Annotated in this window: 9 protein-coding genes and 1 riboswitch; of the genes, 7 read left to right on the top strand and 2 right to left on the bottom strand. The window is 66.8% G+C overall.

The features are described from left to right. Positions 1 to 7: 7 nt before the first annotated feature. Positions 8 to 4,468: an SAV_2336 N-terminal domain-related protein gene (locus ACSFA8_RS15120; protein WP_435480320.1), complete on the top strand. Its 4,461-nt coding sequence runs from the start codon at positions 8 to 10 to the stop codon at positions 4,466 to 4,468. A 76-nt stretch (positions 4,469 to 4,544) separates the two neighbouring features. Here the strand turns inward: ACSFA8_RS15120 and ACSFA8_RS15115 are convergent, their stop codons facing one another. Next, complete coding sequence (locus tag ACSFA8_RS15115) at positions 4,545 to 5,669, bottom strand: sensor histidine kinase (RefSeq protein ID WP_435480472.1); 1,125 nt, start codon at positions 5,667 to 5,669, stop codon at positions 4,545 to 4,547. Positions 5,670 to 5,908: 239 nt separating this feature from the next. Here ACSFA8_RS15115 and ACSFA8_RS15110 point away from each other — a divergent pair, with 239 nt between their 5' ends. From ACSFA8_RS15110 to ACSFA8_RS15085, 6 genes are all read left to right on the top strand, one after another. Further along, positions 5,909 to 6,217 carry an ATP-binding protein gene (locus ACSFA8_RS15110; RefSeq protein ID WP_435480319.1) on the top strand — a complete coding sequence of 103 codons (309 nt, stop codon included), beginning with the start codon at positions 5,909 to 5,911 and terminating at the stop codon, positions 6,215 to 6,217. A gap of 208 nt (positions 6,218 to 6,425) precedes the next feature. After that, entirely contained in the window at positions 6,426 to 7,937 is a 1,512-nt protein-coding gene (locus ACSFA8_RS15105) for a DUF4331 domain-containing protein (RefSeq protein WP_435480318.1), read from the top strand. A gap of 14 nt (positions 7,938 to 7,951) precedes the next feature. Beyond that, complete coding sequence (locus tag ACSFA8_RS15100; RefSeq protein ID WP_435480317.1) at positions 7,952 to 8,248, top strand: hypothetical protein; 297 nt, start codon at positions 7,952 to 7,954, stop codon at positions 8,246 to 8,248. A gap of 10 nt (positions 8,249 to 8,258) precedes the next feature. After that, positions 8,259 to 9,467 (top strand): tetratricopeptide repeat protein, encoded by a 1,209-nt coding sequence (locus tag ACSFA8_RS15095; RefSeq protein ID WP_435480316.1) that lies wholly within the window; start codon positions 8,259 to 8,261, stop codon positions 9,465 to 9,467. After that, positions 9,454 to 10,617, top strand: a complete 1,164-nt coding sequence (locus ACSFA8_RS15090; protein ID WP_435480315.1) for a HupE/UreJ family protein — start codon at positions 9,454 to 9,456, stop codon at positions 10,615 to 10,617. The genes ACSFA8_RS15095 and ACSFA8_RS15090 overlap by 14 nt, the downstream gene beginning before the upstream one ends. A 60-nt stretch (positions 10,618 to 10,677) precedes the next feature. Next, a riboswitch (TPP riboswitch) is annotated at positions 10,678 to 10,782 on the top strand. Positions 10,783 to 10,854: 72 nt separating this feature from the next. Further along, entirely contained in the window at positions 10,855 to 12,189 is a 1,335-nt protein-coding gene (locus ACSFA8_RS15085; RefSeq protein WP_435480314.1) for a purine-cytosine permease family protein, read from the top strand. On the opposite strand, the gene thiD is transcribed toward ACSFA8_RS15085, so the two are convergent. Next, entirely contained in the window at positions 12,134 to 12,979 is an 846-nt protein-coding gene (gene thiD / locus ACSFA8_RS15080; protein WP_435480313.1) for a bifunctional hydroxymethylpyrimidine kinase/phosphomethylpyrimidine kinase, read from the bottom strand. The genes ACSFA8_RS15085 and thiD overlap by 56 nt on opposite strands. Positions 12,980 to 12,999: the final 20 nt, after the last annotated feature.

The following is a 12,999-nucleotide window of genomic DNA, read 5'->3' as shown; positions in this document are numbered from 1 at the left end:
TGCAACCATGCGCGAGGTCATCAAGGCTCTGCGGGCGGCGTCCCTGGCCGATGACCTCGACCACCTGATGGACGCGCTCTGGCTGGCTCAGCATCTGACGCCAGCCGACCAGGAGCCGACCCAGGACCTCAAGGCACCGCAACCGGAACTCAAGCCTCCAAATATGGCCCGATTCGCGCCGGATGGGCCGGTGCCCGGCGGGCCACCGCCTCCCCCTCCGGGAGACTTGCGGGAGGTCGTGTTGCCCGGCCAAACCCCTACCCAGCCATCGGGCGGCGTCTACGCTGCCGGCGGAGGCAGCGGCAGCGGGCGCGCAAGCGCCGTCCGGGTGGCGGGCGTCCCGGCCCTGCGTGACGCGTTGGGCCTGGCCCGCGCCCTGCGCCCGCTGGGCCGGCGACTCCCATCGCGGCGGTCGAGCCGGCTCGATGAGGACCTTACCGTCGAACGATTTGCAGAAACTGGCGCCCTCGTGCCTTGCTACGTGCCGCGGCGCGAGCCGGTTTTCGACGTCCTGTTCCTGGTCGAAGAGACGCCGACGCTGCCGTTGTGGAGCAGTGTGGTCGACGAACTGGCGGTTCTTCTGTCGCGCCGCATCGGTTTGCGTTCGTTCCGTCGTTTCGAACTGTCCGCTTCGCCCGAAGGGCTGATTGCGCGGGGGCGGTCCGTTCGCGCAGCCCTCCCGAAGCGACTGCTCGAAGGCGACAAACCGCTTGTGCTGCTGGTGAGCGACGGCACGTCCGCGGCTTGGCGCGATGGCACCATGGCCAGCACGTTCGCGGCGCTGGGTGCGGACGCATCGGTCGCGCTCATTCAGTTGCTTCCGGAGCGGCTGTGGGGCAACACGGCGCTGGGGAGCGCGGACTGGCTCGTGTCATCGCCATCGATGGGCGCAGCCAACAGGGATCTGCACAGCGTGCAGCCAGCCTGGATGGCAGACGAGCCGCCCGGCGTGCTGGTGCCGACGATCGGGCTGCGGCCACAGCCGGTCGCGCGCTGGGCACGCATGCTCTCGGGTCGAGCAGACGCCCGCAGTCCCGCGGGAATGATCTGGGTTGCGGCTGCCGACGAAGGGCAGCAATCGGATCCCGTCCTGCAATCCCGCAACGCCACGCCGGAGCAACTGGTGTCACGCCTGCGCAGCATGGCGGGGCCCCGCGTGCTGCAGGCAGCCGTATATCTCTCCGCCGCCGCGCCATTGACATTGCCGGTCGTCCGGCTGATCCAGCGCATCATGTTGCCGCAGGCCCCGAGTGAGGATCTGCCTTTGCTGCTGCTCAGCGGCCTGCTGAACCGCAGCAATGTCGCCGGGTCTGCCGCACGCGATGACGTCCATTTCGAGTTTCCGGACGGCGTCAGGGAACTGCTCCAGCGATCCCTGCTCAGGGGCGACGTGGAACGTGTCAGGGCCGCGGTGACTGCCTATATCTCGGAACGGGTGGGGATGGCCATCAGCTTCTCCGCGCTGGTGGACGACGCCGAAGGGGACACGCCGTTGCCCGACTGGGCCCGCCCGTTCGCCGAAATCAGCAGGCGCCTGGACTGGCTCTTTTCGCCCGACCCGGCCGGCGAAGGCCGCCGACGCGTCGCAGAAGAAGGGGTCGCACCGGGGGTCACGATCCGCGCAAGGCTGGCCATGGAAGAGTTCGTCATGGCCGTCTCCTACGCGCCGGACGGCGCGCGGCTGGCGGTGCGCAGCCTGTCGGGCGTTACCTTCTTTTCGGTGGCGCGAACGGCGTCGCCGTCGGAACGGCCTGCGCGCGAACGCGTGACGCTGGCGCGCAGCGCCGACATCCTGTTCATCAAAGGCTGGGGGGTCGATGAACTGCTGCAAGAGCGGGTCGTCAGCAGCACGCGCGCGCTGCTGGCAAGCCACTTCAGCGGCGAGTGGGAGGCGCGCTTCCACAGCTGCATCCGCCCGCTCCCTGGCGAACGCAGTTCCGCCGCGGAGATTCGTTCGGTAGCCCGCCTCATTCGCCGCACTTCGTCGATCGTCTGTCTGCTCGGCGACGAGAGCTTTCGCAGCTCGTCGTGGCTGCGCACCCTTCGGCGCGAGCTCGACGACGATCAGGCCGCGCCAGTTTTCATGTTCGAAGCGACCCACACCGGCTCGGAGCCAGATGGTGTGGATGATTGGTCGCTCAGGACCCTTCCCCAAGAAACGGTTCGCAGCGTTCGAGGCAACGCGCCATTCGTCGCAGCCAGGCTGGTGCTCGCAATCCGGCAGAACGCCTCGCGATGGCTTCCCGAGATGCCTTTCGACGGCGCCACTGCAGGCATGGCGTGGTTGCCGTCGACCTCTGCCAACCCCAACCCGCGATTTCTGGCATTGAACGCTGAAACCCGGCAAATCGTCGTCGAGGGAAGTCCGACGGCACACGGCGTGGTGCCGCCGGAACTGGGAGTGCGCGCTGAAACCCTGCACGTGAACGCCTCCGGCGACGCGATTGCAGTCACGGGCAACGGGCGGGTGTGCTGGACTGAATCTCCCGGCCAATCCGACGTGCCGGCATCCTTCGAAGGCCGCGGAAGTCCGGCATTCGCATGGGATCCCGCCGGAGTCCACTTCGCGCTGGCGTGGCTGGGCGGGCCGGTCAGCATTCAGGACGCGCGCCTGCTCGAGGACGCGTACACCCCTTCGCAGCCGCTCGAATCGGGGAATCCATCGCTGGCATGGCGCCCGGACGGCAAAGTGCTGGCATTCGGCCGCGGCGCCAAGCTCATGCTCGTCGACGTCAGTGACCGCAACGAAGGGCTGCATGACCTGCCGCATGTCGTGGAATCGCTCGCATGGTCGAGAGACGGAAGCTATCTGGCCTGCGGCCTGGCAGGCGGCGACGTCTGGCTGTGGCGTTGTTCAGCCGATCCGCCGCTGTCGCTCAGCCAAGTCGCGGCATGGCGCGCGGGCCCGCCGAACTCTGACAGCTGGGTTTCCCTTGCCTTCTCTTCGATGCCGCTCGATGACGCGTTCGAGGAACTGTGCGTCGGCTACAGCGACGAAGTCCAACTGCTGCGCATTGATCCAGACGGGCTCGCGACGAAGGTGCCCGAACCGGGCCCGGACATATCCGCCGAGCCGGAGGGCATGTGGCTGGAGGCCGCCTTGTCGGTGCTGCAGTCCATGGCGTTGGCTTTTCATGTGCGGCAACTGGTGACGGCCCCGCAAGCACTCAACCGGCAGACGCTGGGTGCATTTCTGGGCATCGAGACAGGCGAACCACACGCCATGCTGAATCACCTGATGTTCATGTCCGAATGGGTTTTTGCGGGGCCCGTCAGCGAGGTGCTGATCACAGGTGAAGACCCGGTTCTCGGTGGATCGCCCGAGGCCGATGCCGAGATGTTCAGGAAGCACATGGACAGTTGGCAGGCGGAGATCGAATCGCCCAAACGGTCATCACGTGGTCTTGCACGGGAAAGCGCGTGGCTCCTCACTATCCTCGACCGGATCAAGGCAGGAGACCCGATCTTGCTGGAAGCGATCGGCGGTTCACGCCTTGAGCGCTACATCGACCTGCAAAGCGCGATCTGGCAGCAAATGGAGATCGATCCCGCATGGCGCGACGCTGAAGACCAGCCCTCCCCCGAGGCCCTGGAACTGGCGGCCCATCTGCTGCCCCGGCTGCAGCGCGTCTCGACCGACCATCGGGTCACGCGCTACTGCAGCAGGTTCTACGAGTATTTCGGTAGTCAGGGTCTTTGTGAATTTGCCCGCTGCAGCGACTACGCCAGCTATCTCGAGCGCTTCGTCGCGTTCTGGAAAGATCTGAGCACCCGCCTCTTCGAGCGAGCCGAAGGCCTGCAGACTGGAACCCTGATAGCCATGCGCTACACCGTGCCGAAGTCTCACCTTGAACAGGTTCAGCGCACGCTGGCCTTGCAGGATCATGCGCTGCAGATCGGGGACGTTTCCAGCCACTCACCCGACGGGCAACCGCAGCATTTCTGGGCGATCGGCCCGCAGACCTATTGCATGCTCATCGAAGCGTTGGGGCGCACCGTCGTCGATGCGGTGCGGCTGAGGCTTGCGCAGCCGCCGCGGCGTCCGTTGGTTCTTTGGGTCGACGATCAATCCCAGAACAATGAGAGGGAGCGCAAGGATCTGGAGCGTCGCGGCATCCGGGTCGAGACGGCGATGTCGACAGAGCAAGCGCTGGAAATGCTCGAGGGCAAGGGGTATGAGTTGGTGATCTCGGACATGGGCCGGCCACCCGACAGTCGTGCTGGCTATACCTTGTTGGACGCCTTGCGCAAAGCCGGCAACCCGATCCCGTTCGTCATTTTTTCTGCAGATCAGCGTCCCGAGCACGACCAAGAGGCTGTTGCACGCGGCGCCTTGGGCTCGACAGAATACGTCACCACCTTGACGGGAATGTTGATGAGAACGCTAAGGGCGAGCACGCGGCGTGCGCCACCGGCAGCTGGTGTCGCGGCGACGCCAGCAAGCACGGCCTTGCCGGACGCCGCGTGACCGGTTTGACTGACATGGGCGACGTGAACTGGGCCGCGCGACCACCCGGTGCCTAACGCACGCCGGAAGGCCACCATCACTGGAGCCCGTGGCGCGGCAGGCGAATCGTGAAAACGCAACCAGTGCCGGGCACGTCCCGAACCGTCAGGGTGCCGAAGTCGGCCTCAATGCTCTGGCGGGCGATGGAGAGGCCCAGGCCGAGACCCGACTTGTCATGGCTGTGCTGGTTGAAGGGCACGAACATCATGGCGGCGCTCCCCGGTGGCAGCCCTCCGCAGTGGTCTTCGACGTCGATAAGCACGTGCTCGCCGAGCTCATAAGCCTTCAAGACAACATCGGTGTGGGGATGCGTGAACTTGAACGCGTTCTGCAGGAGGTTGGCCAATGCGGCCAGCAGCAGTTCGCGATTTCCACGGATGGCCAGATGGCTGTCGACAGGCAGCACCTCGAAGACGCAACCTGCGGCGCTTGCAACGAGCTGGGCAGTGGTTTCAGCCTCCTGAATGAACGAGGCGACGGAAAATGTCTGCCGCTGTTCTGGCAAGGTGCCGCGCACCTCGGCAACTGCCCGACTGATCAAGGTGCCCATCGCGGACAGGCTGCGCTTCAGCACGGCCCCGGTGGCGCCGCTCACTGTCATGCTGCCGAGCTCCAGGGCATGGATCGCAAGGGTCGCCGTACCCAGGGAATTGCGCAACTCATGAACCAGGAATCCGAAACGCTCGTTCGAGTCGAGGCTCTGCTGACGGGCGATTTGCGTATCCCGCTGGAAGCTGAACTCGGTGACAGCGTCCGCAATGGCGTTGTCGAGGCACCGATTCAGCGTCCGGAACTCTGCCACAGCAAACGGGGCGTCGCGTTCGAAGGCCAGATCCGTGATCGCCTGGCACAGGTCGCCATAGTCGTGAACGACCTGATCCACCGTGTAACCCAGCTTCAGCAGCTCCTTGCCATGGGCTGTGGCGCTCATCCCCATTTCCGACAAGGCCGGCTGATCCCCGCCTGGTGGCCCCGAGATTCTGATGCCCTCCGCCGGTTTGTCGGCTTCTTCCGCTGCGAGGGTTCTTATCAGCTGGTCGAGGAACAACGGGATCCCGTTTGCCAGCTGTTGTTCAGTTGCGGCGCGCCGGGGTCTCTGTGCGACCTTCGACTTGCACCGCAAAACCAACTCCTCCCGGTTGTTGCTGAGAAAGTTGTGCATAGTCCGAGACCCCAACAGCTTTCGCCTGTTCATCCAATGAATGCCGCCTGCTTTTGCTTCGAAGGCGTAATGCGCCATCGTTTGCCGTTCGGCGACGAACAGTCTGTGCGAAGGCGCACATAGGTGCAGGGTTCGAGGACGGTCACGGCATGCCCTCTCCTTCAGCCGCATGCACTACGCTCGGCCCATGACAGATCACCTGCGATTCCCGCCATGCGCATAGCCGGTCGATCCTGCCCATGACCCACAAACCCGCCGAGGACTCCGCCGGACCGCTTGATCGGCCCGCACGGCCGGAGCGACCGGGTTGGCTGCCCCGCATCGACGTAGCCCGCTGCACGGGCTGCGGCTGGTGCGTCGCCGCGTGCGACCTCCACTTGCTCAGCCTCGAAGCGGTGCAATGGAAGAAGTCTGCTGCGCTGCGCGACGCGGATCGGTGCACGGGCTGCAGCGATTGCGCCGTGACCTGCCCTTTCCACGCGATCACGATGCGAAGGGATGGAACGATGAGCCCTTTCGCGGTGGTCCACAGCATGGACAGCCATTAGATCCAGGATTCAGCCGTGCACCAGCGCAGCGCGGGGCACAGAACCCCGAACGCTTCACATCTGGGCGCCAATTTTTCGGATGCCAGCAATTCCTGCCCGCATCCGCACATCCAAGTGGACTTGTTGTGCGTATTCAGAAGGCGCCGGCCCTTTCGCCGCGTGTGTCGTCTGTGCCCATTTCAACCTTTTCACTTTCGAGGTGACGCCGATGAGATTGCTTCAAACGCCCGTTCGGGCCTGTGTTCTCGGCTTGTGCGCAGTTGCTGCGACAGGTGCCTTCGCCTCCAGCCACCGTGAGGCACCATCGATCGCGGGGATGCCCAAGCTGGACGCCACCGACTTCTACATGTTCCGCAGCTACGAGCCCAACCGCCAGGACTTCGTGACGCTGATCGCCAACTACCAGCCCGACCAGGGCCCGTACGGTGGCCCCAACTACTACACGATGGATCCGAACGGGCTGTACGAGATCCACATCGACAACAGCGGCAGCGCCATGGAGGCCTTTACCTTCCAGTTCCGCTTCACCAACACGCTGCGCGACATCCAGCTGCCGATCTCGGGCAAGCAGGTGTCAATTCCGCTGGTGCAAGCCGGCCCCATCTCCGCGCCCAACCAGGCCACGAGCAACCTGCGCGAAACCTTCACGCTGACAGTGGTGCGCGGCGACCGCCGCAAGGGCCAGGCCGCTCCAATCACCAATGCCGCCAACGGCGCAACGGTGTTCGACCGCCCGACCGACAACATCGGCGAGAAGACCTTCGGTGGCCCGAACGGCTATGCCGCCTATGCCGCGCAGCAGGTCTACAACATCAACATTCCGGGCTGCGCCACGGCGGGCCGTGTGTTCGCGGGCCAACGTCAGGACCCGTTCGCCGTTGCGCTGGGCCAGGTGTTCGACCTGATCAACCTCAACCCGCTCGGCTCGACCAGTGCCTACGGCGCCGGCATGCTGGCCGCGCGCAACGTCAGCACGCTGGCGCTCGAGGTGCCGATCGCCTGCCTCACCGCGGGCGGCAGCGGCCCGATCATCGGTGGCTGGACCACGGCGAGCGCGCGACAGGGCCGCCTGATCGCCAACCCGCCCAAGAGCGGCCATGGCACCACGACGCTCAACGGCGGCGCCTGGGCGCAGGTATCACGCCTGGGCATGCCGCTGGTCAACGAGGTGGTCATCGGCCTGAAGGACAAGGACACGTTCAACAGCTCCAGGCCCATCGACGACGGCCAGTTCGCCACCTATGTGACCAACCCCACGCTGCCGGCGCTGATCCAGACGCTGTACCCCAGCGCCCCGGCACCAACCAACTTCCCGCGCACCGATCTGGTCGCAGCCTTCCTGACGGGCATCGACGGCGTGAACAAGCCCGCCAACGTCAAGGCCTCGGAAATGCTGCGCCTGAACACCGGTACCGCGCCCACGCCCATGGCGAGCCAGAGCAACCTCGGCGTAGCCGGAGGCGACAGCGCGGGCTTTCCGAACGGCCGCCGCCCCGGCGACGACGTGGTGGACGTCGAACTGCGCGTGGCCATGGGCGCGTTGTGCGTCCTCACGGGCGCCAACGATGCACTGAAAGTCGGCTGCAAGCCCAGCGATGCACCGGCCGGCGGCGCGTCGATCACCGACGGTGCGCTGCAAAGTCCCTCGCAGTTCCCTGCCGCCTTCCCGTATCTGAACACTCCGCTGCCTGGCGCCGTCAACGCCGCCGCAGCACCATGAACCAGGGGTATCCCATGAAGAACACACGACTCTTCTCTCGTGCCGCCGGTGCGGTCGTCATTGCCGCGGCCCTGGCCGGCTGCGGCGGTGGCGGCGGTGGCGGGGGTGGCTTCTTCCTCCCGTTTCCGGCCGGCAGCACCCCGCCACCGCCGGACAACCAGCCGCTCGCGCAGGTCAGCGCCTACGACGCCTTCGTCGCCTACGTAGTGACGCTCGTCTCCACGCAGATCGACAACCAGGATGCGGCCAACGTGGCGCAGTTCGATCCGCCGCCTACGTCGGAGACCAAGGATCCGGTCGCCACGCAGTAGGTGCTACGCCATGCGAGCCGGCATCTTCCTTGCGCGCGCCATCAGGCGATGGGTGGCGCCCTTGATGGCGATGCTGGTATCGATGTTGGTACTGGCCGGCACGGCGCATGCCGTGCCGCGCGTGCCGGCCAGCGACGACGTGGTGGTGGAGACACTGCCCGTCGTCACGGGCTGGTCGAGCGAACAACGCCGCCTGCGCCGCGAGTTGGTGCAGCGGCCCGGCGATCCGGCCACCGCCATCGAGGCGGCGACCACCTACCTGAACCTGGCGCGCGAGCTGGGCGACGCGCGCTACGCCGGCTATGCCATGGGCGCGCTGCAGGCCTGGGAGGCACGGCCCGCGGCCGCCACGCCGCCGGCCGTTCTGGTCATGCGCGCAACCATCGCCCAGTTCCTGCACGATTTCGACGGTGCCGAGGCCACGCTCAAGGCAGCGCTGGCACGCCAGCCCAATGAGGCCCAAGGCTGGCTCACACTCGCCACCATCCTGCGCGTGCGCGGACGCTACGACGAATCCGACGGCGCTTGCCGCGCGCTCGGCCGCGTCGGTCCCGTTCTCTATGGCGTCGCCTGCCTGGCCGAGAACACCGGCCTGCGCGGCAGGCACGACGAGGCGCGCGACACGCTGCAGGAGCTGCTGGCCAACCCGGCGCTGGCTGGCGCCGCACAGGCGGGCACGCGCCAGTGGCTGCTGACCAGCGTGGCCGAGGTCGAGGAACTCGCGGGCCGATCCGCCAAGGCCGATGCCGCCTATCGCAAGGCGCTGGCGGCGCAATCCTCGGGCTACCTGCTGTTGGCCTACAGCGATTACCTGCAACGCGTCGGGCGGCACGCCGAGATCCCCCCGCTTCTCGCAAAGGAAGCACGCAGCGACGCCGTGCTGCTGCGGCTGGCCATTGCGGGCGCCACCGCGCGCAACAAGGGTGCCCAAGCCGAGGCCGATGAATTGCGCCAGCGCTTCGAGGCCTCGGCGCAGCGCCCCGGCACCACGGCGCTGCATGCGCGCGAAGAGGCCATGTTCGCGCTCGACGTGCAGAACGACCCGAAGCGCGCGCTCGAGCTCGCCCGTTTGAACGTCAAGCTGCAGCGCGAACCCATCGACCTGCTGGTGTTCGCGCGCGCCGCTGCGGCTGCCAACGACAGCGCCGCGCGCGGCGAAGTAAAGGCCCTGATGCAACAGATCGGACTGAAGGATGCGCGTGTCGATGCGATGCTTTGAACGCGCCGGCGTGGCCGTGTTGCTGCTGTTGGCGCTGCTCTACGGCGTGGCGCCAGCCCACGCCCACAAGGCGAGCGACGCCTACCTGCAATTGCACCGCAGTGGCGACACGATGGATCTGCGTTGGGACATTGCGCTGCGCGATCTCGACGCGATACTCGACCTGGACACCAACGCCGATCGCAAGCTCAGTTGGGGTGAGGTGCGCGCGCGCCTGAGCGACATTCACGCCTATGCGCTGGCACGCCTTAGCCTGCAGCAGGGCCAGTGCGCATTGGCCGAGGCGCAGCTCGCCGCCATCGAGGACCGCATCGACGGCGCCTACCTCGTGCTGCAACTGCAGGCCCAGTGCAGTGCCGGCGCCGTGCTCGACATCGACTACCAGCTGTTCCGCGAAGTCGACCCCACGCACCGCGGGTTGTTGCGCGTGGAAACGGACAGCGGCGCACAGCCCGTGGTGCGCTCGCTTGACCCGTCGGGCGGACCGGTCGCGGTGCTGTGGCCGAACACGCCGGGCGCCAGTGAAGCGGCCTCGGGCACCAGCTTCTTTCGCGATGGCATCCATCACATCTTGATCGGCTACGACCACATCCTGTTCCTGATCTGCCTGCTGCTGCCCGCTGTGCTGCGGCGCCGCCCACAGGCCGGCGGATGGAAGCCGGTGGTGGCGTGGCGCGAGGCCGTGTGGCCGATGTTCGGCATCGTCACGATGTTCACCATCGCGCACTCGATCACGCTGGCACTGGCAGGGCTGAAGGTGGTGACCATCTCGCCGCGCATCATCGAGCCTGGCATTGCGATCACGATCATGCTGGCGGCCATCGACAACATCTACCCGGTGCTGCGCGGTCGTCGCAAGCTATTCAGCTTCCTGTTTGGTTTGATCCACGGCTTCGGCTTCGCGGGGGCGCTGGCCGAACTCGACCTGCCGGTGCACGACTTCGCGATCGCGCTGCTCCAGTTCAATCTGGGCGTTGAGGCCGGCCAGCTCATGGTGGTCGGCGTGGTGCTCATCGCGCTGATGGCGATGCGCAACTGGCAGCGCTATCCGCCGGTGGTGCTGCGCGGTGGTTCGGCACTGGCGGTGCTGGTTGCCGCGATCTGGTTGGGCGAGCGGGTGTTCGACGTGAAAGTGTTGCCGTTTTCCTAAGAACCGGCAGATCTCCGCAGCCTGAGATCGCACGAAGCCAGCCTCATCGCGCCTAAAATGGCCGTTCGCTAGGGGTGCCGCCCGTCCGCCAGGACGGTCGGCTGAGAGAGTCCCTTTGAACCTGATTGAGGTAATCCTCGCGCAGGGAAGCTGGTTCGGTGGCTTTCACGTTTCTCGCGTGCGCACCTTTCGCCATCGGGCCGCGACCTGCCAATCACTTTGCACTGGAGCAAATGGATGGCACAGCCTTCTGACTTTTCATCGTCGCCCAACGAGGCGCTGACGGCGTTGCCCGACGCGGCACGCGTGTTCCGTTGGCACGACCATGCTTCGTTGTGGTTCAGCCTCGGCGTGGGCCTGCTCGTGATGCAGATCGGCGCCTATCTGGTGCCTGCCGTGGGCACGCGCGACGCGGTCGTCGCGATCGTGCTCGGCTCCTGCATCGGCGCCGGACTGCTGGCCTGGACGGCCCGGCTCGGCTGCGAAAGCGGCCTTGCCAGCGCGGGCCTGATGCATGCCACCTACGGCAGCGCGTTCGCGCGGTTGCCGGTGCTGCTCAACATCGTGCAACTGGTCGGCTGGACGACCTTCGAGCTGGTGATCATGCGCGAGGGCACGCAGGCGATTGGCCAGCAGGCCTTCGGCATCGCGCTGGGTGGCCCGCTCGGCACCGTGCTCACCACCCTGCTCTGGGGCGCCGTGCTGCTCGCGTTGCTGGCCGGCTCCATGGTCAAACTGGTGCGGCGCTTCGTGAGCCGCTTCGGGCTGCCACTGGTGGTGCTGTCGCTGCTGTGGCTTACCTGGCAGTTCGGCACGCAGTTGCATGCGAAGGGCTTCGAGGCGTTCTGGGCGCGCCCGGGCAATGGCAGCATGGGCATGTTCAGCGCGCTCGATCTGGTGATCGCGATGCCGGTGTCGTGGCTGCCGCTGGTGGCCGACTATGCCCGGCACGGCTGGCGCAATGCCAGCGGTGGCCTTGGCAGCGCGTTCAGCGGCACCTGGGTCGGCTATGCACTGGCCAACATCTGGTGCTACGCGCTGGGCGTGATGGTGGTGAGCGCCGCGGCGCCGGGCGCAAGCCTGGTCACGGCACTGCTGCTCGCGCAAGGCGGCCTGCTGGCGCTGGGCCTGATCCTCATCGACGAACTCGACAACGCCTACGGCGACGTCTACTCGGGCTCGGTGTCCACGCACAGCCTGCTGCCGCGCTGGAGCGTGAAGCGCTGGGGCCTGCTGCTGGCAGTGCTGTGCATCGCGCTTGCACTGGTGCTGTCGATGCATACGCTGGAGCCGTTCCTGCTGCTGCTGAGTTCGGTGTTCGTGCCGCTCTACGGCGTGATCCTGGGGCGCCTCGGAACCGGTGCGGCGCCGGCGGGCACGACCGCGCGCCGGGTCGACCTGGGCGCGGCGCTGATCTGGATCGCCGGCATCGCGCTCTACCACGCCTGTGCCAAATGGGCGCCGCAGTTCGGCTCGGCGCTGCCGACGCTGGCCGCAACGTTCGTGGTGGCCTGGCTCAGCCGGCCGTCGCCGGCAGCCGGTGCGTCGGCACTGGCGCAAAGCCGTGGTTGAGCGGGCCATGGCCCACACCGACCTGCACATCGGCGCCCGCGGTCATCGCGGCGAGCACATAGGCGCGTGCCAGCGGCACCGCATCGGCCAGCGTGTGGCCGAGCGCCAGGAAGGCGGCAATGGCCGACGACAGCGTGCAGCCGGTGCCGTGCAGGTTGCGGCTCGTGATGCGGGCGGAGGCAAAGCGCTGCGGCGCAAGGCCGGCCTCGGCCAGCACATCGACCACCTCCTCGCCCTTCAGGTGCCCGCCCTTGAGCAGCACCGCGCGCGCGCCGAGCGCGAGCAGGTCGCTGGCCGCGCGGTCGAGCCCGTCGACGCCGTCGATCGAGCGGCCGATCAGCAGCGCCGCCTCGTCGAGGTTCGGCGTGATCACCAGCGCGCGGGGAAACAGCTCGCCCACCAGGCGCTGCACCGTGTCGCTCTGGATCAGCCGGTCGCCGCTGGTGGCGACCATCACCGGGTCGAGCACCACGTTGGGCAACTTGTAGCGGTCGATGGCCCAGGCCACCACCTCGACCACCTCGGGCGCATGCAACATGCCGAGCTTGACCGCGTCGACGCCGATGTCTTCCACCACGGCCTGGATCTGCGCCTTGAGAAATTCCGGCGGCACCGCGTGGATGCCGTTCACGCCCAGCGTGTTCTGCGCGGTCAGTGCCGTGATGGCCGTCATGCCGTAGCAGCCGAGCGCGGCGAAGGTCTTGAGGTCGGCCTGGATGCCGGCGCCGCCGCCGCTGTCGGAGCCGGCGATGGAAAGCACGCGCGCGTAGCGCAGGGAAGCGTTGGTCATTGCCAAAATTATGGGCCACG

Origin of the sequence: Variovorax nitratireducens, assembly GCF_051216545.1 — a bacterium.
Taxonomy (GTDB): Bacteria; Pseudomonadota; Gammaproteobacteria; order Burkholderiales; family Burkholderiaceae_C; genus Variovorax.
This window is presented reverse-complemented; position numbering and strand designations above follow the sequence as displayed.